The 25555-nt window shown below is 62.4% G+C and carries 22 protein-coding genes; 10 read left to right on the top strand and 12 right to left on the bottom strand.

The genetic code is table 11. The features are described 5' to 3' along the window. Positions 1 to 20: 20 nt before the first annotated feature. The gene (locus AC2FAN_RS01125; protein WP_485172414.1) at positions 21 to 1361 is read right to left on the bottom strand and encodes a GumC family protein; all 1341 of its coding nucleotides are present in this window, start codon (positions 1359 to 1361) and stop codon (positions 21 to 23) included. 171 nt (positions 1362 to 1532) lie between these two features. Here AC2FAN_RS01125 and AC2FAN_RS01130 point away from each other — a divergent pair, with 171 nt between their 5' ends. Continuing rightward, positions 1533 to 1973 carry a hypothetical protein gene (locus tag AC2FAN_RS01130; RefSeq protein WP_485172415.1) on the top strand — a complete coding sequence of 147 codons (441 nt, stop codon included), beginning with the start codon at positions 1533 to 1535 and terminating at the stop codon, positions 1971 to 1973. Positions 1974 to 1976: 3 nt separating this feature from the next. Here the strand turns inward: AC2FAN_RS01130 and AC2FAN_RS01135 are convergent, their stop codons facing one another. Both AC2FAN_RS01135 and AC2FAN_RS01140 read right to left on the bottom strand, forming a co-directional pair. After that, positions 1977 to 3290 carry a Gfo/Idh/MocA family protein gene (locus AC2FAN_RS01135; protein ID WP_485172416.1) on the bottom strand — a complete coding sequence of 438 codons (1314 nt, stop codon included), beginning with the start codon at positions 3288 to 3290 and terminating at the stop codon, positions 1977 to 1979. Continuing rightward, the gene (locus tag AC2FAN_RS01140; protein ID WP_485172417.1) at positions 3287 to 4378 is read right to left on the bottom strand and encodes a Gfo/Idh/MocA family protein; all 1092 of its coding nucleotides are present in this window, start codon (positions 4376 to 4378) and stop codon (positions 3287 to 3289) included. Before AC2FAN_RS01140 ends, AC2FAN_RS01135 begins: the two co-directional genes overlap by 4 nt. Before the next feature lie 222 nt (positions 4379 to 4600). Between AC2FAN_RS01140 and AC2FAN_RS01145 the strand changes: the two genes are divergently transcribed. Beyond that, positions 4601 to 5827 carry a glycosyltransferase gene (locus tag AC2FAN_RS01145; RefSeq protein ID WP_485172418.1) on the top strand — a complete coding sequence of 409 codons (1227 nt, stop codon included), beginning with the start codon at positions 4601 to 4603 and terminating at the stop codon, positions 5825 to 5827. 115 nt (positions 5828 to 5942) lie between these two features. On the opposite strand, the gene AC2FAN_RS01150 is transcribed toward AC2FAN_RS01145, so the two are convergent. From AC2FAN_RS01150 to AC2FAN_RS01160, 3 genes are read right to left on the bottom strand one after another with little or no spacing between them, the layout of a single operon-like run. Next, positions 5943 to 6266: a hypothetical protein gene (locus AC2FAN_RS01150; protein ID WP_485172419.1), complete on the bottom strand. Its 324-nt coding sequence runs from the start codon at positions 6264 to 6266 to the stop codon at positions 5943 to 5945. An 11-nt stretch (positions 6267 to 6277) separates the two neighbouring features. Next, positions 6278 to 7567 (bottom strand): Y-family DNA polymerase, encoded by a 1290-nt coding sequence (locus AC2FAN_RS01155; protein ID WP_485172420.1) that lies wholly within the window; start codon positions 7565 to 7567, stop codon positions 6278 to 6280. Continuing rightward, entirely contained in the window at positions 7564 to 7986 is a 423-nt protein-coding gene (locus tag AC2FAN_RS01160) for a LexA family protein (protein WP_485172421.1), read from the bottom strand. Before AC2FAN_RS01160 ends, AC2FAN_RS01155 begins: the two co-directional genes overlap by 4 nt. Positions 7987 to 8425: 439 nt before the next feature. On the opposite strand from AC2FAN_RS01160, the gene AC2FAN_RS01165 reads away from it, so the two are divergent. The 3 genes from AC2FAN_RS01165 (at position 8426) to AC2FAN_RS01175 (ending at position 13075) form a co-directional block, all read left to right on the top strand. After that, positions 8426 to 8650 carry a hypothetical protein gene (locus AC2FAN_RS01165; RefSeq protein ID WP_485172422.1) on the top strand — a complete coding sequence of 75 codons (225 nt, stop codon included), beginning with the start codon at positions 8426 to 8428 and terminating at the stop codon, positions 8648 to 8650. A gap of 445 nt (positions 8651 to 9095) precedes the next feature. Then, a complete protein-coding gene (locus AC2FAN_RS01170; RefSeq protein ID WP_485172423.1) occupies positions 9096 to 10298 on the top strand; it encodes an SIR2 family protein in 1203 nt (400 codons plus the stop codon). Continuing rightward, positions 10295 to 13075 carry a hypothetical protein gene (locus AC2FAN_RS01175; RefSeq protein ID WP_485172424.1) on the top strand — a complete coding sequence of 927 codons (2781 nt, stop codon included), beginning with the start codon at positions 10295 to 10297 and terminating at the stop codon, positions 13073 to 13075. Before AC2FAN_RS01170 ends, AC2FAN_RS01175 begins: the two co-directional genes overlap by 4 nt. Positions 13076 to 13526: 451 nt before the next feature. Here AC2FAN_RS01175 and AC2FAN_RS01180 read toward each other — a convergent pair whose 3' ends face one another. From AC2FAN_RS01180 to AC2FAN_RS01190, 3 genes are all read right to left on the bottom strand, one after another. Beyond that, entirely contained in the window at positions 13527 to 16313 is a 2787-nt protein-coding gene (locus AC2FAN_RS01180; RefSeq protein WP_485172425.1) for a UvrD-helicase domain-containing protein, read from the bottom strand. A gap of 458 nt (positions 16314 to 16771) precedes the next feature. Further along, a complete protein-coding gene (locus AC2FAN_RS01185) occupies positions 16772 to 17758 on the bottom strand; it encodes a hypothetical protein (RefSeq protein ID WP_485172426.1) in 987 nt (328 codons plus the stop codon). A gap of 403 nt (positions 17759 to 18161) precedes the next feature. Further along, the gene (locus AC2FAN_RS01190; protein ID WP_485172427.1) at positions 18162 to 18446 is read right to left on the bottom strand and encodes a hypothetical protein; all 285 of its coding nucleotides are present in this window, start codon (positions 18444 to 18446) and stop codon (positions 18162 to 18164) included. A gap of 135 nt (positions 18447 to 18581) precedes the next feature. Here AC2FAN_RS01190 and AC2FAN_RS01195 point away from each other — a divergent pair, with 135 nt between their 5' ends. Further along, positions 18582 to 18749 (top strand): hypothetical protein, encoded by a 168-nt coding sequence (locus AC2FAN_RS01195; protein ID WP_265053253.1) that lies wholly within the window; start codon positions 18582 to 18584, stop codon positions 18747 to 18749. Positions 18750 to 18780: 31 nt separating this feature from the next. Here the strand turns inward: AC2FAN_RS01195 and AC2FAN_RS01200 are convergent, their stop codons facing one another. Then, positions 18781 to 18978 (bottom strand): hypothetical protein, encoded by a 198-nt coding sequence (locus AC2FAN_RS01200; RefSeq protein WP_265053252.1) that lies wholly within the window; start codon positions 18976 to 18978, stop codon positions 18781 to 18783. A gap of 249 nt (positions 18979 to 19227) precedes the next feature. On the opposite strand from AC2FAN_RS01200, the gene AC2FAN_RS01205 reads away from it, so the two are divergent. Continuing rightward, on the top strand, positions 19228 to 19779 hold the full coding sequence (locus tag AC2FAN_RS01205; RefSeq protein WP_485172428.1) for a PRC-barrel domain-containing protein: 552 nt from the start codon (positions 19228 to 19230) through the stop codon (positions 19777 to 19779). Positions 19780 to 19846: 67 nt separating this feature from the next. Here the strand turns inward: AC2FAN_RS01205 and AC2FAN_RS01210 are convergent, their stop codons facing one another. Then, on the bottom strand, positions 19847 to 21373 hold the full coding sequence (locus AC2FAN_RS01210; protein ID WP_485172429.1) for an NAD(P)H-hydrate dehydratase: 1527 nt from the start codon (positions 21371 to 21373) through the stop codon (positions 19847 to 19849). Between the two features lie 282 nt (positions 21374 to 21655). On the opposite strand from AC2FAN_RS01210, the gene AC2FAN_RS01215 reads away from it, so the two are divergent. Beyond that, complete coding sequence (locus AC2FAN_RS01215; protein WP_265053250.1) at positions 21656 to 21994, top strand: P-II family nitrogen regulator; 339 nt, start codon at positions 21656 to 21658, stop codon at positions 21992 to 21994. A 98-nt stretch (positions 21995 to 22092) separates the two neighbouring features. Further along, positions 22093 to 23502: a type I glutamate--ammonia ligase gene (glnA, locus tag AC2FAN_RS01220; RefSeq protein ID WP_265053249.1), complete on the top strand. Its 1410-nt coding sequence runs from the start codon at positions 22093 to 22095 to the stop codon at positions 23500 to 23502. 127 nt (positions 23503 to 23629) lie between these two features. On the opposite strand, the gene AC2FAN_RS01225 is transcribed toward glnA, so the two are convergent. Then, positions 23630 to 24298: a hypothetical protein gene (locus AC2FAN_RS01225; RefSeq protein ID WP_476806481.1), complete on the bottom strand. Its 669-nt coding sequence runs from the start codon at positions 24296 to 24298 to the stop codon at positions 23630 to 23632. 151 nt (positions 24299 to 24449) lie between these two features. Here AC2FAN_RS01225 and AC2FAN_RS01230 point away from each other — a divergent pair, with 151 nt between their 5' ends. After that, positions 24450 to 25553, top strand: coding sequence for a glycosyltransferase family 4 protein (locus AC2FAN_RS01230; protein WP_476806482.1), 1104 nt, complete (start codon positions 24450 to 24452; stop codon positions 25551 to 25553). Positions 25554 to 25555: the final 2 nt, after the last annotated feature.

The raw sequence follows: 25555 nt of genomic DNA on the forward strand, positions 1-25555 counted from the left end.
TCCCCGGAGCGCCCACGGGTTCAGCTCAACCCCGCCGGGATGCGAGCGTGCGAGGTCTGGTCGTACTTGAAATCGCCGACGATGGTCAGGTTCGCCAGGTGATGTCTCCACACCATCTCGACCGCCAGTGCGGCCAGCACAGCGAGCATCAGGCTGGCAAGGACACCCAGCGGCAAGAGCAGCGATGCGCGCGGAAAGCTTGGTCGCAGAGGCTGAACTGCGGGCTGCACGACCTGAAGACTGGAGAGACGGTCATTGGAACGCCACGCATTGTCGATATCGGCCTCCGCGCCCTTGCGTCGCAGGATTTCGAGATAGCTCTCGGCGGCGGACACCTTCCGGTTCAGGCTGCCATACTCCTCGTCCGTTCTGGACAGCTTCAGGAGACGCTCCTCGATCGCCTTGATCTCCCCGACTTGACTGGCTTCCAGAGCGCGCATCCCCGCCAGTTCCGCGTTCGACGTGACCAGCTTCTGGGCGGTGTCTTGATAGATCTTGACGTGCAGCAACGAAGGATCCTGGCCGAGCTGGCGGGCGGAAGACGTCGCCGCATCGTCCTGCGTGGTGCTCGCAGCGCTCGTGGGGCCGAAAATCTCCGGAGGAAGGCTGATGCGCTTCCGCAGGGCCGCCACCTGAACCTTGATCGAGTTGATCTCGCTGTCGACCCGCTGGATGCCGCCGCGCGTGGCGGACAGGTCGCGTGCGATGGCGTCACGGCGCTCAAGCGCGAGGCGCCGCTCTTCCTTGACCGAGAAGACGCTGTTCTCGGCCTCGTACTTCCTTAGATTGCTGGCGGCTTCCCCCAATTCACGCTCGTAGTGCCGCTCTTGATTTCGGAAAAAGTCGGTCGTCTCCGGATTCGTTGATAGCGACAGGTGCCGCTCGCGCAAGGCGGCGGCAACCGCGTTCGCGACCTTGGCGGCATAAACCGGATTGGGATCGCGGAAGGCGAGCTTGATGATGTCGGTGTTCGGCTCGATCAGAACCCTGAGATTGGCAAGCACGAAGAGTTCCGCCTGCCGATTTGAGGGGATGTCATCGCGGAAGATCTGAGGCCTTGTCACGCGAAGATGGGCGACGGTATCCGAAATGTCGACGGCCCGCGCGATGACGGCCTCGCTTTGAGCAATCATGACTTCCGACTGAACGGCCTGTTCCCGGCGCGTACTGGCCCCTCCCTGCGTCCTGGATGCATCGAGCTGCGCCGCCCTAGAATCGTTGAAGAGGATCAGGGCCGTTGCTTCGAAGAGCGGGGGCACGAACTTGATCACCGCAATAGTCGCCAGATTCACCACCGCGACGCAAACCAGCATCAGATATTTACGCTTCCACAGGACCGAGAGGAAATCCGGGAACGTCATGCGGCGATACCTCTCGCAACGCCCTCCCGACCCCAGGATCAGAAGCGCAACTTGAACTCTCCTCTTCCATCTATGGGAGATCTCCCATAGCGGCAACTTAAGAAAATCTTAATGGTGAACGGAGCACCCGATCGAACCGTTACCCCAATTCCACCATTGCGGATCGGACGCATGCCGGCCATTCTGCGCACAGCTAACGACTTGGTTCCCTTCGGGAATTCGTTGCGTCAGGAGATGGCAATGAGCCTTTTAATGCGCTTCCGTGCGCCTGGACGCGACCGAAAAGCCGACGAGACCAGGCATCATGACATTCGCCGGAAGGTGAAGGACGTAATCGATGCCATAGACAGGGAGAGTTCCGGCCTGTCCCGTCGCTTCGAACAGGCGAGGGACCAGGCAGCGGCGGCTCTCGGAACGATGGATGCTTCCTTTGCGGAAAGAGAACCCGACGTCGAGCAGGAACTGGTCGGGGCGGAACGCCAGATGATTATCGCGAATTCCAGGATCGCCGCACTGGCCGCCCAGCGCCGCAAATACGGCCTCGTCCTGCGCGTTCTCGACGGCGTCGATGGCGAAGGGCTGTTCATCGGTAGGCTGGACGTCGCCGACTGAAAGTTAGCTCTTGTGTATCCTCGCGACGGCGCCTGCGAAAATGGCCTCCGATCGCGCCGGACGGTAGCTCTCGCGATACTGCGGCGACGGCTTGACCTCGTCACCGAGCGGTTGCATCGCAGCAAAGCTGGTCGTCGGTTTGACCGCCGCTCCCCCCTTGCCTGCATGGTGGATGAGCAGGGTGAGTTCATTGAGGTGCAGCAGGTAGTCCGGCGACATCGGCTGGGGCTGACCCTGCTCCATGGCCCGAATCATTTCCCCGATACCGAGCAACTTGTCCTGGGCATAGACCTCCTTGCGGCGCAGCCAGCTCACGAGCCGATGCTTGAGAGTCGTGCCAACACCTCTCTCCGCCTCGACCGCGTGAGACTTCCAGCGCCGCACGAGCGTCATCGCCCGCCCGCCGATTCCGAACAGCCGCCCGATCAAGGGCTGGGCCCTCGCCGAATAGAACTTGCGGCCGGCCAGGCTCACCCGCGAGAAACGCTCAAGCCTCAACGGGGACTGATCATGGAAGGCGTTGTCAGCGCTGATCTGCCCCTCGATGCCGATGATCCTCATCGAGTGGTCTCGCGGGGCGACCCATGAGCAGGTGATGCGCGCTGAGACCCCGTCGGCGAAGGTCAGACAGGCCACGGAGAAATCGGGCGTATCGTTGGGGTCTAGGGGCGTGTCGGTTTTCCGCTCCACGAGGTGCGAGGCATAGGCCGACACGGAAGTGGCCGGGCCGAAGATCGCGCATATCCAGGACAGATGGTAGCCAACATGCTCGACGGTGCAGCCCTCTTGGAGTTCCTCCGCATAGGGGAACGGCGCTCCAGTTGGACTTTGCACGGTCTCGAGCTTCATCAGATGCGCCGGGTTGTCGTCCAGCTCGGCATAGACGAGGACGGGCTTCCCTATGGCGCCGTCCCTAACAGCCTTCCAAATCGTCATCACGGCGTCGGAATACAGATTGCACGGCGCGCCCGTGAAGATCAGTCCTTTCGATCTCGCCAGATCGAACAGTTCCCGGGACAGTTCAAGATCCGTCGTCAGTGGCTTTTCTGAATAGACGTGCTTGCCCGCCGTAAGCGCCCGTTTGATCACCTCGTAATGAGATCGGATGCTCGTCAGGTTGACGATGATGTCGATGCTCGAATCTTCGAGGATTTCGTCGTAACTCGAGAAGGCTCTGAACCCATAATGCGCGGAGACGACTCCCATCCGCGCGGTGTCGATATCGAAGACGCCGGCGATCTCGATTTCGGGGTAGGCCCAGCGAGAGCGCATGTAGATGTCGAAGACGTAGCCGCAGCCGACGAACGCGATTTTCATGCGGCACCCCTGATCGACGACTTACAGGAATGGATATCGGATCGGATCGTCTCGATGGTTCGCATCACCGCGACGCTGTCGGACAGCGGCATGTGCGGACTTTCAAGCAATCCCGCTTCGACGCAGTTTCGGACTTCGTCCGCCTCGTAGTGATAGCCGTTGCCGACGTAGCGGTGGCTCGAACGAGCCCCGCGGCCGCGGCTAGAGCGCCCGGCTATCTGTGCGGCGAGATGAACGAGGGGATGCTGCTTCAGCCGGGACCTCCAGCCATACGTGGCGCCCCGGAACGAAAGGGGTTTTTCGCGTGTGACGATGAGCCCCGTCGGCCGAACGATCGAACCTTCCACCGCAATCATCCCATGATCGCCGAGCACATGAAATCCATCGGGCGCCCATGAGCGCAAGCTAACATGGAACGATCCGATCACGCCGCCGGGATAGGTCAACTGGAAAGCGGCATCCTCGTCGACCCCGGTCGGGCCGACCGTCCCGGTCGCCGTCACGTGGACCGGCGAGCCGAATAGCCATTGGCCCAGCGACAGCGGGTAGGCACCCAGATGGAAGGTGGCACCTCCGCCGAGCGCCGCATTGAACATGCCGTTGGCCTCCTCGGGAACCTGGGACGTTCCGAAACTCCCTGAGACGAATCTCGGCTGGCCAACAATCCCTTCCAGGATTTGCTCCCGCAGCGCGCCGGCGGCAGGCAGGAAACGCGTCCACATCGCCTCCATAACGAAAACAGACCGGGCCTTCGCCGCGCTGGCAATTTCTGAGGCTTCCGCTTCGCTTGTTGCAAATGGCTTTTCGACCAGCACGGGAATTCCGGCCTCGATGCACATGATCGCGTGGGAGGCGTGTTCGGAAGGCGGCGTCGCTACGTAGATCGCATCGACCCCGCCCTGCTGAGCTGCCTTCGTGTAACCTTCAATGGCTCGCGGGATGCCGAATTCCGCTGCGAACCTTTTGGCGGATTCGCTTGACCTCGAAGCGACGAATTCTGGCCCCGCCCCCCTCGCAGTAATGAGGCCCGATACGAATTTTGCGGAAATGGCGCCGGTACCGAATATCCCCCAACGGAAGCGCTTCACGTAAGTTTCCTCGAGTAAAAGGTCCCGCTCATTGGACGCGAATTCAGCACGTTGCGGAACGGTAGGCAATCGTAAGCCTGCGTTATCGTTAGCGCGCTGGGAAACTGCAAATCCAGGAATGAGAAGGCATACCGGACGATCGCTCGCGTTAATCAATGCTCGAAACGCGACTTGCCCCAGCGGCCCCTATATTGCATTTGAAAAACGCACAGCGACGTGCACGTGACGGGCGGTGAAGGGAACATTGTGGGCAAATCCGAAAGGCTTTCTATCCTTTGGCTGTGTCGGCGTGTCCCTCTTCCTCTCGACGCCGGAGATCGGGTTTATTCTTATCGGCTGATGGAAGCGGCCGCCCGGATTGCCGATGTAACGTCGTGTTCGATCCTGCCCGAGGGGGTGGACCCGACAGCTTTACCCACGTCCATCGAATGGCACGCGATCGATACACCTGAAATCGGGACTGTGCGCAGTCTTCTGAGTCCACTGCCGCTCGTCTCTGCGCGTTCATCTCCGCCGGCAGTGGTCGCGGCGCTTCGAGACCTCTTGGAAAGGCGGCGCTTTGACGTCGTCGTCTTCGACTACTACGCCTCAGGCTGGGCTTTCAATGAAGTCCGTCGATCGGCGCATTCGGGCAAAATACTCTACATCGCACATAATCACGAAGCCCGGCTGTCATCCGACATCGCGAACGACTTCACAGGTAACCCGATACGAGGTTATCTCCTTAAGCGCAATGCAGAAAAGATCGCGCGTCTGGAGCGCAAGGTCGTGCGGAACTCCGATCTTATCGTATGTCTTACGGACGCTGATCGCCTAGTGTTCGAGGCCGAAACATCACACAACGTATCCTATCTGATCCTACCTCCTGGGTATTCGGGGCCGCGCGTTCCTGAGCGCGTCATAACCGAAGAGACGCCGCGCCATGCCGTCATGCTCGGATCGGTGCGCTGGACGGCCAAGCAGATGAATGTGGCATCCTTCTTGCGGGCGGCCGACGACAAATTTCATCGCGCGGGCGTAACCATCGACATCATCGGCGACGTCGACGAGGGGTTCCGAGATCACTGGGAACCCCGCCTGAAGGCGACCAGGTTCCGCGGCTTCGTCGACGACGTGGCCATGGAAATGGCAAAGGCGAGGATCGGGCTGATGATCGAGGCGACCGGGGGCGGTTTCAAACTGAAGTTGCAGGACTACGTTTTTCACCGCGTCCCTGTCGCCGCGCTGTCAAGGTCTTACGAGGGGCTTCCCCCCGCCGTATCAGATACCTTCATCGTGGAGGACGGGATGAACAGCCTCACCGACCGCATCCTCATCGAGATCGACGACATCGACGGACTGAACACGAGGCAAAGCCAAGCTTACGAAGAGGCGAAAGGCCTCTTCGACTGGGATGCCAATGCGCGGATGCTGATCGAGTCCATCGCCGACAGGCGCGTCGCCGCCTGAATCTCAAGCAAGTTTCGGGGTCGGCTGGCTTGATACATGGCATGCCCCGCCCCGGCGGCCCGTCGCGAACGTTATCGAGAGACTTGCCAGGACGACGACGACAACCGCTATACGGTCATTGTCTGGCAGAACAATCCGAGGATTCCGGGCGTCTCCTATTCGTTGGAAGACGGAACGCCCCTTCACGGCGTTCGAATATAAAATAGCCACCGCCGTTTTCTTCGTCGCTGTCGTACGGACCGTCGACGAGGCAACCGTACTCCTCGGCAAGTTCCTCAAGCTGTCGCATCACATCGGTTGCGCCGGCCAATATGTGGAAGCCGACGCCACCGCACGTCCCGGTGTCCCGGGTTTCTGCGAGGGACTGGCGGATCACCTCTAAAGCCTTCGCCGGGATGTCGACGGGGCACTCCGGGCTAGTCAGTCGGAACTCGTCCATAGCCTCACTCCTCACGCTGACACGCGTTCTCCAATCACAGGTACTTCGCTGATACGGGTCGTGTAGCGAGGCGACCGCATCTCAAATTTGGTCACCCAAGCCTTCTGCTGGCGGGCGATTCCCGTAGCGGCAGGGAACACTGACCCACGGCCATGCTGACGGTTGCAGGCGTCCAAGGCCTGCATGAGCCTGCCGCTCTTCTCACGATCAAGGGCACTGATCAGGGCTCGCTGCGAGTGCTCCGGCGCAACGAGGTCGACCGTCATCAAACCGGCTTTGGAGTACCGATAGCCCGGCTCCCAGATGCGGCGCGCGCCCCATTTCGCAGCGCGAACCAGGACGAGAGTATCGTTGCTGGCCTCGGGGAAGTCGACGGTGGTTGAGACCGAGCGCGCCGGACCTTTGTCGAAGGGCGAAGTGTGAAAGAACACCGTGACGTGATCCGTTGCGAGGCCATGATGCCTAAGCTTCTCGCCAAGCCGGGTCGCGTGCGCGGCGATTGCCTCTTGCATCATCTCCAGGCTTTCAACCCGACCGGCAAAGGATCGAGTTACCGCGCAGCCTTTCCGAGTAGGCGCGACGGCCTCCAAATCGATGCAGGGCAGGCCGCGAAGCTCGTGGATGATGCGTTCGCCCACGACCGTGAGCGTCTTCCTCGCGAGCTTTGGGTCTAGCGCCGCTACATCCGCGGCCGTCTTGCAGCCGAAGGCGCCAAGCTTCCCCTGGCTGGCGCGACCAATGCCCCACACATCCGCCAGTTCCACGAGCGGCAGCCACTCGCGCCGGGCCTCGTCGCTGGTTAGGTCGCAGACGCCGCCGAGCTGGGGCGTTGACTTCGCAATCTTGTTGGCGAGCTTCGCCAGCGTCTTGGTTGGACCAATTCCGACGCAGGTCGGCACGCCCGTCCACTGTGAAACTGTCGAGCGTAGATCGCGCCCCAACTCCTCGCGCTGCTCTGGCGCAATCGCCGTCAGATCCAGGAAACTCTCGTCAATCGAGTAGATCTCGATATCGGGGGCGAACCCCTGATAGACCGTGTTCATGCGACGGCTCATGTCGCCGTAAAGCGTGTAATTGGACGAGAAGACGATAACGCCCTCGCGTTTGCAGAGGTCTCGGATCGAGAACATCGGGGCGCCCATCTTGATGCCGAGCGCCTTGGCCTCGGCCGTCCGAGCAACCGCGCAGCCGTCGTTGTTCGACAGGACGATAACCGGGCGTCGCTTCAGCTTCGGGTCGAACACCCTTTCGCACGAGCAATAGAAGCTGTTTCCATCGATCAGGGCGAACGAACGTTTCATCGCCGAAAGCGCCGCACCGAATTGGTGACGACGCCGAAAATCTCGATCTCGGCATCAGCCCCAGGCTCGTAATCCGGATACCGACGATTGCCGAAAGCGAGGCTTTGCCGGCCCCCGGAGATGCGGAGTACCTTGACCGACCGCTCACCGTTTACGTCGACAACCACAGCGTCGCCGTCACGCGGGGAAAGGCTGCGATCGACCGTGATCAGGCTGCCATCAAAAATTCCGACATCGATCGCGCTATCCCCCGCGACGGTCATGATGAAGGTTGCGGGAGCATTCTTGATCAGCGTTCGCGACAGATCGATGGGCTGATCAAGGTAGTCATCAGCCGGCGACGGGAAGCCCGCTCGAACGGCCTTCAGATAGACCGGAATGAGCATGGGCGGCCCAACGACCGCAGGCTGGGCATGCATAGGCAGCGCTCCTCTGTTGAGAACATAAGAGGAACATCAAACCATCGAGAGTCAAGTTGCGAGTCGGCAACATCCTAGGACAGCGTGGTGATTTCGGGCTTGTCAGCCAGCCGCCGAGATGCCGCGTAAGCCGTGCACCAGTGGGCTTCGCTGGGTCGGCTCCGGAGCCGCTAGTCCTGCACAAAAAAGCTGCCGACGCGCGGGGATGAGATGCGCGCCGGCAGTTGGTTCGCCGGCCTGGGAGGAGTCGGCGCCCCGCAGTCCTCTTACGCTGCATCAAGGCCCGGTGTTCCGGGTCATCCATATGAATGGCGAAGATTGGGCAGATCAGCTTTTGATTGCCGCTTAGCGGCTGGGAGCGCCATCACGCGTCCCAACTGGAACCGGGCCCCCGACAAGGTGTTTGACGATGGCGGCGTAAAATTGACGGAGCAAACATATGAACCTCCCGCAAGGGCAGGAGCACCCAGAAAGGCGCGAACTCTTTCGAGTGAAATGCCGCGATGAAGATCAAAACCATTACACGGTCATTGTCTGGCGAAGTTATCCTGGCCTCGACAAGACTTTCTACTCGCTCGATGACGGCACACCCGTCGATCGTGAGGACGGCGCCATCTTCACCATCGTGCCTACCGGGGAGCAACTGACCCGGTGCGAGGACTGAGAAAAGAAACAACTGGAGTGGCCGCCTAGCTGCCTTGCCGGCATTCCACCTGCCATTCGGCATCTCGCGATCTAAGGCTTACCTCTTGTAGGCTAGAATAGCGGTTATCCCGATACATCACGACGCTATCGTCTGGTAAAGCGGCGCGACGCCGGTTAAACGCGCCCTCCAGCATCTTAGGCGATTAGGTCAGCGGTTTCTGCCGCTGGGTCGACCAGCCTTGGAATCCCCTTCGCATGATCGGATGTCGACCCGCGGCGCAACCGGAGTTGGCCCCCTAGCCGACGTCCAGAACATCCGCTTCCCGGCAATCCAATCTTCACGCGTGTCCAAATCGCCTGGAGGGTCGAACGGAATCCCAAGTAACGTCGGACGATTTTGATCGTTGGCAACGACCCTATGAATTGCGAGCATGGTGCTTCTGCATTCTATTTTTTGAGTTTTAATGGCTACCGACGTTGCTCCCGAAGACAGGGTTATTCAGCTAGGCACTGGGCTGGCCGCGATTCCTGAACGCCTACTGCTAGCCCATGCGCGCGGTGAGGTGTTGTTCATTTGCGGCGCTGGCATATCGAAGCCAGCGGGACTTCCAGATTTCCGACAACTCGTCCTCGACGTTTACGGCGAACTCGACGCCCCAACACACGCCGTGCTGGCCAATCTCCCGCCAGTCGCCTCCAATGAGTGGCAATCCCCCAACGGTGAGTTGACCGATCGTCAGACGGCCGAAGTGAGGCGCTTTATCATCGGCGACTACGATGTCGTCTTGGGCATGCTCGAGCGACGGCTGGACGACCAGACACATGGCGGAAATCGGGTCAGACGAACCGTGGCGGCAATGCTGCGCTCAGGCTCCACGAGCCCAGCCCCGATCCACAAGGCGCTTATGGTCCTGGCGGATCGTGGGGCTGCTCGTTCTATCGTAACGACGAATTTTGACCTTCTTCTTGAATTGGCAGCACAGCGGTCGCGCTCGTCGGTCCAAACTTATTCGCTCGGGGCCATTCCACGGCCGTCGCGCCAGCCCGATTTCTCGGGAGTGCTTCACATCCATGGAGCACTCGGCCGGAGCGCCGACCGGACATCGGAACTCGTTCTTTCGGATCAGGATTTTGGCGAAATCTATCTGCGTCGGCGCGTGGTGCCGGACTTCATCTACGACGCGGCGCGCCTCTACCACCTGGTGCTTGTGGGCTATAGCGCCAACGACGCTCCAATGCGTTATCTGCTCAATGCAGTCGCCGCGGACGGCAAGCGCTTCGACGACCTAAAGGAACGCTTCACCTTTACGAGTACGTCCGACCTCGTGGCGCTCGAGGACTGGAGAGGGCGAGGGATCACGCCGATCCAGTATGACGCTAATGACAATCATCGCCCGCTACGGACAACTCTGGAGCGATGGGCGGCCTTGTCTGCGATCAACGGAAAGAAGGCGCTCGTCGACGCCGCCCTTCGACGAATCGTAAGAACGGATCGGCGATCGGCGAGCGATGTTGATCGCGACCTTTTCGACCACTTCTTCCGCCGAGACACCGCGAGCGAACGAGCAAGAATGTCCTCTCTGGTTTCTGAAGCCGGGGCCGGCATCGACTGGCTCGACGCGATCTTGAAGATCAGCGCCGAGCCAGAGCGGAGACGTCAATCTTGATACGGCCCTGGAGATATCTCGATCCGACGGAGCGCGAGACGTTCCGGGCGGCAACTGTCTTCCTTAAAAATCGACTTGCGGAGCAGGAAACCGTGGATTGGGCGCTTCGGCTCGATGCGAACCGGCGGATCGAACGGATCGTGCTGGAGGGTTTGCTGAATGAGCCAGGCGCACAGGAGCTTGCCGAACCCTGGGCAACGGCCTGGCGTCTCATCGACGAGAGCTGGTCGAACACGGGCTTAGCCGAGCGCGACAGTATCGCTGTTTACGGTGTTCAGAGAAGGCTCCGCGCAGGAGACCGCTCCGGCGCAGCGGTCGCAGCAATTGTGAACCTGGTCATGCCGCGCCTCAAAGTCGAGCCGATCGAGGCGTGGCGATGGGACTACGTCAAGAGGCCGCGGACGCCAACGACCGTTGAGGACGTCCTATCGGCCGCCCTCACAAGCGGCGGTCTGGTCGATCTGAACGTGCTCGAGCTGGCGGCAGTGCACGACGTCGCCTTCCTGACATCCCTCGCCAATGCGCTCGAAGCGGCTGTCAACCACGGCTTGGACATCGCGCGCAGGCTGGGTTGGGGCGAAACGCGGTCGTTCCTCGGATTGGGCATGCTCAACAGAGTCTACTACACCCAACCGACAAGACGGGGCGGCGAGAACAACGAAGACAGCGAGCCTGACGCCTACCATCACGGCATCGCTCCCTCGGTGAAGCTCTTACACGCGGTCGTGGAAAAGCTGTCGACCGTCGAGCCAGACGCGGCCCGGCCGTTCGTCGCCCGCTGGCACGCGAATCATTCGACGGTCTTTATCCGTCTTTGGACTGCGATGGCCCGCAGCGCGCAGCTCGTGTCGGTGGAGGCGGTAGCATCCTTCATGAGTTCACTCGCCGACCGGCTGTTCTGGAATGTGCATACTTTCCCCGAGATCGCCGAGCTTCGCGCTCTTCGGTTCCCTGAGCTAAGTCCGCGATCGCAAGCGGAGATAGCAGCTCGTCTACGGAAGGGCCCGCCGCGCAACCACTGGCCGAGGAAGGCAGAAGGAGAAAGAGTTGCAGAGGCCCGGCGGTATTCGGCCGCTCGCGAGCTGAGGCGGATTGAGATTGCAGGCGGCGTCTTGCCTCCTCGCCCGAAGGAATGGCTGGATGATTGGTTGCCGCAATTCGCCGATCTGGAGCGAATGGCGATCGACGAGGGATTTCCGGAAGTGGCCACCGCCAGATCCGTACCGGCGAACCCCGATGGTCGGTACAACGATCTTGAAGGTGTGGCGCGGCTCCAAGCTCTGGAGACGGCCTTGGCGGCAAGTCGAGGCGGTTGGAATGACGATCCTGCCGAACGTGCGAACGATTGGATAAATCAAGAGGGCAACGCCGAGAAGGTGCTGGCCGATCTCGAAGACGCCAAGGAGGGCGGCGATGACTTTCCAAGAGTTTGGAACCGGTTCGGCTGGGCGCACAGGGCACGTCAGCAGGACGGACGCGCGGCACCGGACGCGGAGTTGAACGCGGAGGCCGCCCGTGTACTCGCGCTCTTGGACAAACTATCGAAGTCGACGCTTTATGCCGCAATAGAAGGCGTCTGCGCTTGGTTGGACGCTTGGGGAAAGCGCGCCGTGGGCTCGCCTTTGGCGCTGCCGATCTGGCGCCGGCTCTGGCCACTTGCCGTTGAAGCCACGAACCGCGTTCCCGAGGGCGAAGACCAGAAGGAACTCACCGTCGCCTCGCCGACGGCACGCGACGACAACGAACCTATGGATCTGGACACGCTCAATACGCCCGCCGGTAAGCTCGTTGGCGTGTTCCTCGCCGCTTGCCCGAAGCTGGCCCCCGAGACGCAGGCCTTCGCTTCACGCTCGACGGAAAGGGAGATGCGCGACACCGTGATCGAAGCAGAAGGTCGCAGCGGCCTCATCGCCAGGCACCGGATGATCGAGGGGTTGCGCTATTTCCTGAAGGCCGATCGCGACTGGACGGAAGAACACCTTGTCGGTCCACTGTTCAAGGACGACGGCGCGGCGCCGGCGCTCTGGCGGGCCGTTGCCAGGAACACCCACTTCACGGAGGTCCTGAAGATCATTGGCCCGGCGATGGCCGAACGGGCGAAGGATCGTAGATTGGGCCGAGAAACGCGGCGCAGGTTGGTGTTCAGCCTGGTCGTCGAGTCGCTTCACGCCTTCCGCGAGGGCCGCCCTCCAGCGGTGCCCAACACGCGACTGCAGCAAACATTGCGAATGCTGGACGATGAGGTCCGCGCGTCGGCCGCCGACGTGATACAGCAATTCGTTCGCGACCTGTCCGCCAAAAATTCGGGCGGGGAAGCCGATCGCGAAGAGAAGGCGGAGGCGCCCGCGGATGAGGCAACCGCTGCTACTCTCTTTCGCTCCGCTGCGGTGCCTTTCTTGCGCGAAGTGTGGCCGCAGGAGCGATCACTCGCGACGCCTGGCGTTAGCAGGGCGCTGGCCGACCTGCCGGCAACCTCCGGCGAGGCGTTTGCCGAGGCCGTTGAGGCGATCGCGCCGTTCCTCGTGCCGTTCGAGTGTTGGTCGATGCTCGAATACGGCCTGTACGGCGACGAAGAGGAGCAAAGAAAACTGGCCATCGTCGACACCGAGGAGAAGGCTAAGGGACTTCTCCGGTTGCTGGACTTGACGATCGGCTTCTCGGAAGGGGCGGTAGTCCCCTACGATCTTGCCGACGCACTCGACCAAATTTCCCGTATGGCACCCGGATTGGCCGTCACGAAGACATTTCGCCGTCTCGAAACGGCGGCGCGTCGATGAGGAAGCGAAGCAGTACCAATCGCCGTTGCTGAAAAATTTGGCGCATCGGTAGGGCAATGCCTGATCCGGACTCGACCGAGAGCGTCGTCCGGCGTCGAGTTCGCGGTCGGAGCGTCCCCGCTGTGAACGACGCTTCGTCCGCTCCCGAAAAAGTCCGCCAGCGGAACGTGCTGCAGCCGGGACATTAGGTAGTCTAGCTTGAGTCTGCTGTTGGGCCGCGGCCGCATGTCGGCTTATGGCGCAGGGCTTCCCTAAGGCGCTCTGCTACGGCTAAGTTTGGGTGGCTAGCTGAAGTTTGGTAGTCCGCTCCGCAGGATCGGAGGCGCCCATATCGGCCCTGGGGATCACCTCCACAAGTGCTCGAAGGCCGACGTGAGCCGGTCCCGGGGGAAATCTTGAAGGGATCGGCGTTGCTTCAACGGCGACGTTGCCGACAGCGGTGGCTTTAGCACTACTGAACTGTAGGTCGCCGAGACGCTCGCGATCTATTTTGCTTTTGCTTGCCTGCGAACACGGCGTGCCTGCAGTTTGGATACTGGCTGCAGCCGACGAACGAGCGCCCGGTCTTCGTTTTCCTTTCGACCAACTGACCAACCCGGCAGGCCGGGCATTGCTGTAGCGGATGGCCGTCGATGGTCTCGAAGCGGATCTCCTCGCCCACGACCTCGCAGAGTTCCTGGATGTAGCGCGAGGGCTGGGCACTGTCGGCCAGCAGGAAGACGCCGCGGCTGGCCCTGGTCAAGGCGACGTAGAACAGGCGTCGTTCCTCTGCGTATGCGAAGGTCTCGGGATTGGGAATCACTAGGTTCAGCAGTTCGTCGTCTTCTACACGGCTCGGAACACCATAGTCGCCCTCGCTGATGTCCAGGAGGATACTGTAGTCGGCTTCGAGGCCTTTCGAGCGGTGGAAGGAAAGCGACGAAACGTCGATATGGGCGAATGCCGGCCTGTGTTCGGCGAACGGGTTGAGATGGTTGTAGCGCCAGAGAACAAGTACTCTAAGCTTATGCCTTGCCGTGCCGCGCCACTGTTCCGCGATGCTTCCCAGGAACACATCCAGCCGCGTTAAAAGCCGCAGGCAGGCTGCGCCGAAGTCCGGCCTCTCCTTTGCGCTTCCGATCGGGATGACGCGGAGCGATTTGGGTATAGCGGGGCGTACAGAGCGTACCGACTTACTGAGCTGTTCCGGGTTCCGTTGAACGAAACGCGCCGCCGTCTCCGCGATCAGCTGGTTGCAGCGGTAAGTCTGCTCGAGCCGGCCTTGCCAACTCGACCCGAAATTCCGCTCGAACCTTGTGAAGAGGGTCACATCCGAACCAGCAAAGCGGTAGATTGACTGCCAGTCGTCGCCCACGGCGAAGAGTTTGGAGAACGGCTTCTGGTCTCGCAGCGACTTAATGAGTTTAGCCCTGGGTCCAGATATGTCCTGAAATTCGTCGACGAGGATCAACGAGTAGGGACTGGTGTATCGTCTCGTCTCAACCAGCTGCGACGCATCGGCGATCATGGAATCGAAATCGATCCGTCCGGCATCCTCGAGCTTTTTGGAATAGGCCTGGGTGACTCTGTAAACGACGCGCGAAAATATTCGGCCGCGTTCCTTATCGTGGAGCGACTTCGCGCGCCCGAGCAGCATATCGAGCGTCAGATGGCTCGCACGGATGTGCTTGATGCATGTTCCGATGAGCTGGTGGTAGTGCTTGACCACCACTGGCTCCAGCGCCTTCGCCATATCGCTATACGGCTTCGGCACGATTGGTATCCCGCGACACTCAAGGTGCTCGTGCATGACATCGAATATCGTGCCGTCAGCGGCCTGGGCGGATCGCGTCTCGAAGAAATCGATCTGCCCGGCGTGATAGTCGCGGCGCTTTGCCTCGGCGTGGTCGACATAGTCCTTGAACGGTGAGGCTCCGTTTGCGTCGATCGCAAAATGTTCGTGCACGGTACCGGTCGCCGGATAATAAAAGTCGGGATGAATATGTCGGACGGCTCCTTCCGCATCCTGCACCTCGACCTGTCGTTCGTATTCGAACGCGACCGAGTTCATCCAAAGCCAATTGGCGATCGACTGTTCCTGCAATGACTTGACGTAAATTCCGGCCAGCGAGCCGATCGTCGCCTTACCTCTGGTCCGCCGCTCCGCAATGTATCGGTCATAGTCAACCTCGCTGTCGAACGTTTCCCGGGGGATATCGGCCTTGGGATGCACGACCAGGAGATCAACCCAAAGCCGCATAAACTCCCTGTCGGAACTGGCTAGTTCAACGATGATTTCCTCAATCGCCTGGGCTTCCCCGGCGGAATGTTCGACCCAGTTGGCAAGCTGGGGTGGCCGTCCGTTGACCTCCTGGATTATGCCGCGGCCTAAGGCGTGGAAGGTTGTCACACGACATTCAAGTTTGTCGGGCTCGACCTTCAATTGACTGGCGATGCGCTCCCTGAGGTCATCGGCCGCTTTTCTGTTGAAGGCCAAGACCAGTATCTCGTCAGGGCGTACCAACTTCTTCTCGAGCACATACGCCACTTTGCCCACCATTGTGGCGGACTTGCCCGATCCGGCCGACGCGATGAGCAAGTTGTTGTCCTCGAGGCGGATACAGGCCTCGCGCTGCTGCCCGGACAACGACCGGCCGTCCAGGTCGTCGAAGAACGAAGCAAAAGCGGCCAGTTCAGCCATGACGAACCGCTCGTTAAAGTGATGGCGCGCGTTTGGATCAGTTAGGAACGAGTAAGAGGCCGGCAAGGCAGCCTTGAGCATCTGCGCCATCAGCCCGGGATCGAACATAGGGTGGGAGAACGCCGTTGCCGCCTTTACTGGCACCCCGGCCATTGCGCTGCCGAGGTCCGAATTCGCCAGATATCGGTGGTTGTCCGTCACGACCGCGCCGAGTCTCGCGTCGATCTCACGCAGCTGATCAGTCGCGGAACGGATCAGCTCGCCCAGATATTGGTTGACGAACGCCACGAGGTCGGCCGCGAGTTCATCTGCGGCAGCTCGGCCGAGGCCCGATAGGCGATCAGTGTTGGTCCTTGAGCGGATCTCAACGGCGTGCCACAGCGCCCCTTTGGCGGTTTGGACCGATACTAGATCTAAGCATTCCAACTCGGTCTCGCTGCCGCCCGACACCAGGCAAATACCGGCGGTCGAACGCCGACCCGGTGTCAGTGTCCAGTTCTCGCCAGAGAACAGCCGGGCGAAAAGTCCGGGACGATAACTGCGGGCACGCTTCACCATGGCTGTTTCAATCGAGGACGTGGCATGGGCTCAACAAATTGCGAGTTCGATTATGTGCCAGGCTCGATGGCTGTTCGAGCGGACGCTCCTTCATCAAGAACCTTCTGGACATAAGATGTTAACCCGTGGGGGGCGAAAATCGACGCGATATCTATTTCGAGAGATCACCGCGGGAGATGGTGCGATGAAGACATCAGCGATTTTGGCATTTTCCATGAGTTTGCTCGTCATCGGCGGCTGCGTTGCCGTCGGGAAGGGCAAGGGGAAGGCGCCTCCGCCGGTCGCATCGCCAATCGTAACGAAGGGCTAATCGCGGCGCGCGATGGCCCGGCGCCGTCGCGCGTTTACCCTCGTTGGCGCCGCGATCCCCAGTTCGCGCACGGCTCTGGTTCCTCTACAACCCGTGTCTGGCCCGCATGTCCAGGTCGACGGAGCCGGCAGGTTGCGTCGAAGAATCCTTATCCATCGGTCATCGGCTCGGCGCGCCGCTCGACGCCGGTTCGTGGCCGATGCTGCGCGAGGCGGTCAAGGCGACCGTGGCCGAGATCGGCGTTCCGGAGGCAGCACGGCGCTAGGGTGCCAGCCCTGAGACCTTCAAGTCGGTGGTCTATCGCCGCGAGATGCCGGGGCTGGGCACGCGCGCCCGGCTGGCGAACGTGGTGGAGTTCCGGGCTCGGGCCGAACCGCGGGCGCTGACCGACCAGCGCGTCCTGGCGCTGCCCTATTTCGAGCGCGATTAGCCCTCGATCTGCGGATCGCGGGGGGGAAAACGGCCAGCGCTTAAGCACCGTCACCCGGCCGAGATGCCGGCGGTCGACAAGATATTCGGCTTCGCGATAGCCGCTACGGACGAGCGATGTGATGATGGCCTCGGCCGGTGCCTCGGTCTGGAGCAGGACAGCGCCGGAAGAAAATCGGACGGAAGTGTTCTCCGCGTGTTGCTCCGCGACATCGCGCCGCGCGCTCCATGACTGTGCGTAGATACGCCTTCGACGTTCATCCCCGGAGCACCCCCGATAAAGCGTCCGGCCGGGGCCTCGATAAGGCGGCATCATCATCCACAAGGCATCCAATAAGAGCCGGTCGTCGCAGTAATCGCTCAAAGTCTCGCTGTCAGAGGCGTACATCGCAGCGAATTTGGCTCGGCAGCGGGGATCGGGCTTGTGGCGCAAACGCACCAGAGCGCGCAGCACATCCGGCATGAGCAGTTCATTGGACGCCTGACTTAGCGTCGAGTTCAGGGCGTTGGCGTCGCCCGCCTTCATCGCCGCAACCGCGCTGTTGCCCAGATCGACCGGGCGCTGGCGTATGCGCGCGATCCGTTCGCGTAAATCCGGGGGGAGGTCAGCCTGGGACACGCCAGCAGGATGCCGCCGGATGCGGCGCGAGTCGACTCGCCGTCCAGTATTCACGGTGGCCGGTGCCGACCAAACCGTCTTGGCCATCGGGCCGGACCGAAACAAGCGACGCGCACCCATCAACGCAGCTCCACCACTCAACGGAGCCGGCAACGGGGCGATGCGAATCGTTCCGCTTGGTCAGCCGGTCAGGCGCTGCCACCAGCCACGGCGGGTGAAGCTAACGCTGGTGGTGGGGAAATCCACATGAACATTGAGGGGGCTTGAAGGGGGGACGCGATTTTTCCAACCATAAAAAATGCAAATAATCCAAAGAGTTATAGAATATTTGTGCGGATGGTGGCTCAATCCATCCGCGCCGCATCCTGGCAGTGGACGCGGATCACTCGACCAACGCGCCTCGCGGCGCTCCGCCAGCCCCGTATCGACGCGGCGAAGCCAGCCTTCGCCGCGTGCGGACGCATGCTTGCCGTGATGGCGCGCCTTGCGCTCAGCCGAGGCGGCGCGTCACGCCGCCCTTCTGCACGCGGCCATGGGGGGCGGGAGGGCCGAGATAATAGGCGCCGCCGCCTGCGCCCAAGCCGACACCGAGCGCCGGCCAGCCGGGATCGGCATAGGCGTTGAGCTCCCAGCAGCGCAGCTTCTGGCGCTCGGACTCGGTGGTGGCGTCGTTGCAGCGGGAAACCTGCGAGCGCTGCCAGAAGGCTGCGGCCGGCTGCGACGCGGCCGGCACGGCGGCGCCGGCCATCAGCGCCAGGAGGAACATCCTGTTCATCGCCTCTTCCCGTTCAGGGTTGGAGCCCTATGATGGCCGGCAGGCCCTTGCCGAACGCTTAAGGGGGCGTCCGAACCGGCGCGCGCCGATCGGACGCGGCGGCATGGCGACCCGGCCGAGCACAGGAGACCCGACGTGAAGCTGCCCATCGCCATCCATACCGACGAGGATTACGACCGCGCGCAGCAGCGCGTGGCCGAGCTGAACAGGTTGCCGGAGAGTTCCGACAAGGAGAAGGAGCTGCATGCGCTGGCCGAAGCCATGCTCGCCTTCGAGCTGCGCCGCGACGACGCCGAGGACTGAGGCGCGCGGGCCGTCTCAGCCGGGCCGCGCCTTATGAATCGTTGCTGGCGTTAAGCTCCTCGGGGCGCATCCCCTCATCCGGCGGCCCGGCCTGCCGCGCCGCCCATTTCGTCACGATCTCCGCGACGAGATCGGCCCTCGAGCGGCCGGGAGCCTGCTTCTCGATATAGCGATCGAGCGCCGCCAGCGTCTCGTCGCCGAGTGCAACCGCAACTGTAGCCAGCGACATCGAAGCCTCCATCGTCATTTCCAGGGAACAGCGCCGCGCCTGCGGCGTTTTCCCAGTGCGGCATACGAGCACGACCTCGTTCCGCGAGCAAATTCTTTCAGAACCGAAGCGAAACTGATGTCTTCGGGCAGGTTATCCTTGTCTTAGTGCATCCTCTCAGCTTCGATACATTACGGTCTGAACAAATTTGCCTCTCGTTTGTTGTTAGGACAACCCGCATCGCTGCGGAAACATTCAGGAGGACAGCAAATGATCAAACGTATTGTGTTAGCTTCCGTCGCCGCGGGCCTGCTCTCGGCTACAGCCATCGCCCAAACGACTTCGCCGACGCCTCCCTCCTCGGCTCCGAGCGCCTCGACCTCGGCCGAGAAGGCCACGCCGGCGCCGACCAATCTCGCCGGCCAGGGCAAGTGGCGCACGAGCAAGCTGATCGGCGTCGATATCTACGGCCCCGACGACAAGAAGGTCGGCGACGTCACCGAGGTGATCGTCGACAAGATGGGCAAGATCGAGATGGTGACCGTCGGCGTCGGCGGCTTCCTCGGCATCGGCGCGAAGGATGTCGCGATCCCGTTCGAACAGGTCAGCTGGAGCGACCAGCCGATCACGCCGCCCGCGCCGGCTCCGGCTCCGGCCGCTTCGGGTAGCGGCGGCACCGCCGGCGGCAGCGCGACGATGCCCGCCACGCCTCCGGTCGCCGCGGCGCCTAGGGCACCGGCGATGTATCCGGATCACGGCAAGATCACGCTGACCAAGGACCAGCTCCATTCGGCGCCCGCCGTGACGTATTCGGGCAGCTAAGCCCGAGCTGTTCCTAGCACGCACTGGAGCCCGCCCGCCAGGGCGGGCTTCTTGCCGTCTGGAAAGTTCAGCCGAAAGGCAGGCCGCGCATCAGCGGCGGGATCGCCTCCGGGAGATCATCCGCGATCAGTCCGAATCCGAGCGCTTCTCCGGCCCGGCCATGCAGCCAGACGGCCGCGCAGGCCGCCTCGAAAGCGCTCATCCCCTGCGCCAGCAGGCCGGCGATCAGCCCCGCCAGGACATCGCCGGAGCCCGCCGTCGCCAGCGCCGCCGAACCGGTGGCATTGATCGCAGCCCGCCCGTCCGGCGCGGCGATGACCGTATCCGCCCCCTTGTAGACGACGATGGCTCCGCACAGGGCAGCCGCCCTTCGGGCGCGCTCCAGCTTCGAGCCCTCCGCCGCAATCGTAGGCTCGTTGCCGAACAGGCGCTGGAATTCGCCTTCGTGCGGGGTGAGGACGCGAGCGGCGTCGCGCTGTGGAGTGAGGGCCTCTCCTCGCAGAGATGTCGCGAGCAAGGTCAACGCATCGGCGTCGAGCACAATCGGCTTGTCGCTGACGAGGGCGGCACGAACGAGCCCGGAAGCCCGATCGTCCAATCCCAGCGCCGGGCCGGCCAACACGGCCGAAACCCGCCGATCGCGAAGGAACTCGGAAAAGGCCTCACCATCCGCAATCGGCCGCTGCATCAGTGCATCCGGGCCGCGCGACGCATGCGCGGCCAGCGCTTCGGGTGCACAGAGGATAGTCGCGAGCCCGGCGCCGATGCGCAGGGCGGCCCTCGCGCTCAACCGCGGTGCACCGACACTGGCGATGCCGCCCGCGGCCACCGCGACGGCTCCGCGGCGGAATTTGTGCGTATCGAGGCCGTGATGCGGCCAGGCTCCCAGCCAAAGCGCAGGTTCGTTGCGAAAGGCGGTCGGTGCGATGTCCCGCAGCGCCTCTTGGGCCGGAATTCCGATATCGGCGACGACGGTTTCGCCGCAAAGCGAGCGGCCCGGCAGCAGCAGATGACCTGGCTTCAACCGGAAGAAGGTGACGGTCTCCGTCGCCTGTACGGCGGGGCCTTCCGCCTGCCCGGTATCGCCCGACACCCCGCTGGGAACATCCACCGCAATCACCGGCCGGCCGGAAGCGTTCATGATGGCGACGGTCCCCGCAGCCTCGCCCGAAAGCGGGCGCCCCAACCCGGCGCCGAAAAGCGCATCGACGAAGAGACCGGGCTTTGGATCTGCAAGCGACGCCAGAGGCAGAACCGGCCCGTTCCAACGGGAGAAGGCGATCGCAGCATCGCCTCGGAGAGCCTCTGACGCGCCGAGCAGCGCCACCTGGACCTTCAGCCCCTGCTCCTGCAGCAGCCGCGCAGCGACAAATCCGTCGCCGCCATTGTTGCCCGGCCCGCAGGCGACCGCGATGGTCGCGCCCTCCCCGACGCGGCGCAGCACCGCCTCGGCGACAGCACGTCCGGCCCGTTCCATCAGGACGATTCCCGCCGTTCCAGCAGCGATCGCGATGCTGTCGGCCCGGCGCATCTGCTCCGTGGAAAGCAGGACGAGTTCCGATGGCTTCATCGCGTCGGTTTCGGCGGTGGTCATATGCCAACATTGGATTGCGTCACCAAGCACTTCAAGAGAAGGCTCGCCTGGCTGATTGATCTAGAAATAAGCATATGATCATTTTTTGTGCTGTTTTTTGCCTCATAGGCAGGCTGTCCGACCGCCCCTGCCGCATGGCGGGGCGTTCGCGCCGATGCTATGAGCAGAAGAACGGTCGCAACCGTCCGAAGCTGAGGGCCCATCTGCCCGAGACGGCGGATCGTTGTGGTTCCATTCCGGCGCGAGCCGGATCCTCGAAGCGCAGTGGAGGTCGATCGGCGCATGAAGAAGATCGAAGCGATCATCAAGCCCTTCAAGCTGGACGAGGTGAAGGAGGCGCTTCAGGAGGTGGGGCTTCAGGGTATCACGGTCCTCGAAGCCAAGGGCTTCGGCCGCCAGAAGGGGCATACCGAGCTCTATCGCGGGGCCGAGTACGTGGTCGATTTCCTGCCGAAGGTGAAGATCGAGATCGTACTGGCTGACGACATGGTGGACCGCGCCATCGAAGCGATCGTCAAGGCCGCCCAGACGGGCCGGATCGGCGATGGCAAGATTTTTGTATCGACCATCGAGGGGGCGATCCGCATCCGCACCGGCGAGACCGGCGCAGACGCGATCTGAGGACTCTCTCCCCATCATTCGGAATCAAAGGCCGCGGCTGGATTGGAGCCGGCGACGGCCCACGAGTTTGAGAAACTATTGGCAAGAGGAATGCTGAAATGAAGAGCGCCAAGGATGTCCTCAAGGCGATCAAGGACAACGACGTCAAATATGTCGACTTCCGCTTCACCGACCCGCGCGGCAAGTGGCAGCATGTGACCTTCGATGTCGGCATGATCGACGAGGACATCTTCGCCGAGGGCACGATGTTCGACGGCTCATCGATCGCCGGCTGGAAGGCCATCAACGAGTCCGACATGCTGCTGATGCCGGATCCGACGACCGCGACGATGGACCCGTTCTTCTCGGCCGCCACCATGGTCATCAACTGCGACGTGCTCGAGCCGGCCACCGGCGAGCCCTATGGCCGCGATCCCCGCGGCATCGCCAAGAAGGCCGAGGCCTATCTGAAGTCGACTGGCATCGGCGACACGGTCTATGTCGGTCCCGAGGCCGAGTTCTTCGTCTTCGACGACGTCAAGATCGCTGCCGACCCGTACCACACCGGCTTCAAGCTCGATAACGTCGAGCTGCCGATCAACGGCTATGCCGATTACGAGGGCGGCAATCTCGGCCACCGCGTCGCCACCAAGGGCGGCTACTTCCCCGTCCCGCCGCAGGATTCGGCGCAGGACATGCGCGGCGAGATGCTGGCTGCGATGCAGTCCATGGGCGTGGTCGTCGAGAAGCACCATCACGAGGTCGCTTCTGCCCAGCACGAGCTCGGCATGAAGTTCGACACGCTGACGCACACCGCCGACCTGATGCAGATCTACAAGTACGCGATCCACAATGTGGCCCAGAGCTACGGCAAGACCGCGACCTTCATGCCGAAGCCGATCTATGGCGACAACGGCTCGGGCATGCATGTCCACCAGTCGATCTGGAAGAACGGCAAGCCGGTCTTCGCCGGCAACAAGTACGCCGACCTGTCGCAGGAGTGCCTCTGGTACATCGGCGGCATCATCAAGCACGCCAAGTCGCTGAACGCCTTCACGAACCCCTCGACCAACTCCTACAAGCGTCTCGTCCCGGGCTATGAGGCTCCGGTGCTGCTCGCCTATTCGGCGCGCAACCGCTCGGCCTCCTGCCGTATTCCGTGGACGACCTCGCCGAAGGCCAAGCGCGTCGAGGTCCGCTTCCCCGATCCGATGGCGAACCCCTATCTCGCCTTCGCCGCCATGCTGATGGCCGGCCTCGACGGCATCGTGAACAAGATCGATCCGGGCCCGGCGATGGACAAGGATCTCTACGACCTGCCGCCGCGCGAACTGAAGAAGATCCCGACCGTCTGCGGCTCGCTGCGCGAGGCGCTGGAGTCGCTCAAGAAGGACAACGCCTACCTCAAGGCCGGCGGCGTCTTCAACGACGACTTCATCGAGAGCTATATCGAGCTCAAGATGCAGGATGTGGCGCGTTTCGAGATGACGCCGCACCCGGTCGAGTTCGCGATGTACTACTCCTACTGAGGGATCTCGGTGGGCGCCTCCTGGCGCCCACCGGGCAAACCTCGCCGGATGCGGCTCAGCCGCACCGGCCCAGGATGCCGGGGCGCTTATGCGCCCCGGCTTTTTTGTGCGCCCCCCACCTGCCTCGTCAGGATGCGCGGTTGTCGACGATGAGGATTTGCCCGGAGCTCCCCGCCGTCTGGGAAGCGAGATTGGCATTGTAGCTCGTCAGCGGCGGGACGAGCCCGACCGTCGACGCCGAGACGATCGCATTGGCGCCCGCCCCCGAAATGATGTTGTTGCTCACGACGATCTTTCCGGTCTGGGCGCTCGACGAGAACGCGATGCCGACGCCGCAATCGCGGACCAGGTTTCCGTCGCAGGCGAGATCGCGCGCGCCCTGCGCCGCGCCCAGCTTGATGCCGCCGGCCGCGCCTTCGATGATGTTCCCGTTCACCGCGGAATCCTGCTCCACGGTGATGCCGATGGCGGTGGTGTTGTAGTTTCCAACCCCACCTGAACCCGGAATCGCGGCGACGGTCAGGTTGCTGATCTGGTTGCCGGCCACGATCGAGCGGCGGGCGACGCCATCGTTGAAATAGCCGGAATTGGCGATGTTGATGCCGTCGCCGGCCGTGTCGACCCGGTTGTTCACGATGGTCGCGCCCGTTCCGTTCCGTCCCGCGCCCGGGGCTTCGTAGTAGAGGCAGGCCTCGCGGATGTTCCAGCAGGAGTTGCCCTGAATGAGAACCCGCGAGCCCCCATTGACGCGGACCGCCGAGGATTTGCTCGCCTCATCGTTAGCAAGAGAAGACAAGAACGAACAAAGAACATAATGGGTATATATTCCTACGCGCAACCCCCGGCCTTTTTGCTTGACCGCTGTCATTCCCAGGCCGAGGTAACGTCACCTTCACGCGTGATCCGGCAGGTTCAGGAGACAGTTTCCGGACGGCGGCGCGCAAGACTTGCAGACCATCTCGATCAATGGGCGTTTTCTCGGCCAGCCGCTGACCGGCGTGCAGCGCTTTGCGCTGGAATTGACCAGGGCGCTTGACCGGCGGATCGGCGCAGGCGCGGTTCCGGAATCGCTCAAGGCTGCGCGCTGGCGCCTCCTCGCTCCGCGGGATGCCCCCGAGACCCATGAATTCCGGCATATCGCCCTGGAACGCTTCGGCCCGTTCTCCGGCCATCTCTGGGAGCAAACCGCGCTCGCACGCCGGGCTGCGGGAGACATCCTCGTCGGCTTCGGCGGCAGCGGGCCGCTGCTGCATCGCAGGCAGATCGTCGTGATCCACGACGTCACCATCTTCCGCCACGCGGAGGCATTCAGCACCTCCTATCGCGCCACGCACAAGCTCCTCGGCTTCGGGCTGACGCGCACGGCGCGCGTCGCGACCGTCTCCCGCTTCTCCCGTGGCGAGCTCGGCGCGGTCTTCGGCGTCGCGCCTGAGACGATCCCGGTCCTCTACAACGCTACCGATCATTTCTCCGGGATCGTCCCGGACGAAACCGTGCTGCAACGCCTGGGCCTGGAAGGCGCGAAATTCTTCTTCATGCTGGGAACCTTGAAGCCCAACAAGAATGTCGATTTCGCCATCCGCGCCTTCGACGCACTCGGCGACACCGGCTGGAAACTCGTCATCGCAGGGGCGCTCGACCGAAGCGGGGTGTTCAAGGCCGATACCCCGGCGATCGCCGACAACCTCATCTTCACCGGGCGCCTGACCGATCCGGAGATCGTCGCGCTCGAACGCCGCGCCCGCGCCTTCGTCTTTCCGAGCCTCTATGAAGGCTTCGGCATTCCGCCGCTCGAAGCGATGACGCAGGGCTGCCCGGTATTGGCTGCGGATATTCCTGCCGTTCGCGAAGCCTGCGGAGACGCGGCGCTCTATTTCGATCCCCGCGATCGTGCCGACCTGGAAAGCGCGATGCGCCGGATCATGGGTGCCGATGGCGATGCGGCCGGGCTGGTCGAGAAAGGCCGTGCCAATCTCGCGCGCTTTTCCTGGAACAAGAGTGCCGAGACCCTCCTGTCGACCCTGTCGGACATGGCTGCGCCACGGCGCTGACC

It is taken from the genome of Allobosea sp. RIT-PG3_2, from assembly GCF_057321085.1.

Excerpts from the sequence above, each read along its gene's own strand:
- AC2FAN_RS01125 (WP_485172414.1), bottom strand. The coding sequence starts at position 1,361 with ATGACGTTCCCGGATTTCCTCTCGGTCCTGTGGAAGCGTAAATATCTG.
- AC2FAN_RS01130 (WP_485172415.1), top strand. The coding sequence starts at position 1,533 with ATGCCGGCCATTCTGCGCACAGCTAACGACTTGGTTCCCTTCGGGAAT.
- AC2FAN_RS01135 (WP_485172416.1), bottom strand. The coding sequence starts at position 3,290 with ATGAAAATCGCGTTCGTCGGCTGCGGCTACGTCTTCGACATCTACATG.
- AC2FAN_RS01150 (WP_485172419.1), bottom strand. The coding sequence starts at position 6,266 with ATGGACGAGTTCCGACTGACTAGCCCGGAGTGCCCCGTCGACATCCCG.
- AC2FAN_RS01155 (WP_485172420.1), bottom strand. The coding sequence starts at position 7,567 with ATGAAACGTTCGTTCGCCCTGATCGATGGAAACAGCTTCTATTGCTCG.
- AC2FAN_RS01160 (WP_485172421.1), bottom strand. The coding sequence starts at position 7,986 with ATGCATGCCCAGCCTGCGGTCGTTGGGCCGCCCATGCTCATTCCGGTC.
- AC2FAN_RS01165 (WP_485172422.1), top strand. The coding sequence starts at position 8,426 with ATGAACCTCCCGCAAGGGCAGGAGCACCCAGAAAGGCGCGAACTCTTT.
- AC2FAN_RS01170 (WP_485172423.1), top strand. The coding sequence starts at position 9,096 with ATGGCTACCGACGTTGCTCCCGAAGACAGGGTTATTCAGCTAGGCACT.
- AC2FAN_RS01180 (WP_485172425.1), bottom strand. The coding sequence starts at position 16,313 with ATGGTGAAGCGTGCCCGCAGTTATCGTCCCGGACTTTTCGCCCGGCTG.
- AC2FAN_RS01185 (WP_485172426.1), bottom strand. The coding sequence starts at position 17,758 with ATGGCCAAGACGGTTTGGTCGGCACCGGCCACCGTGAATACTGGACGG.
- AC2FAN_RS01190 (WP_485172427.1), bottom strand. The coding sequence starts at position 18,446 with ATGAACAGGATGTTCCTCCTGGCGCTGATGGCCGGCGCCGCCGTGCCG.
- AC2FAN_RS01200 (WP_265053252.1), bottom strand. The coding sequence starts at position 18,978 with ATGTCGCTGGCTACAGTTGCGGTTGCACTCGGCGACGAGACGCTGGCG.
- AC2FAN_RS01205 (WP_485172428.1), top strand. The coding sequence starts at position 19,228 with ATGATCAAACGTATTGTGTTAGCTTCCGTCGCCGCGGGCCTGCTCTCG.
- AC2FAN_RS01210 (WP_485172429.1), bottom strand. The coding sequence starts at position 21,373 with ATGACCACCGCCGAAACCGACGCGATGAAGCCATCGGAACTCGTCCTG.
- AC2FAN_RS01215 (WP_265053250.1), top strand. The coding sequence starts at position 21,656 with ATGAAGAAGATCGAAGCGATCATCAAGCCCTTCAAGCTGGACGAGGTG.
- glnA (WP_265053249.1), top strand. The coding sequence starts at position 22,093 with ATGAAGAGCGCCAAGGATGTCCTCAAGGCGATCAAGGACAACGACGTC.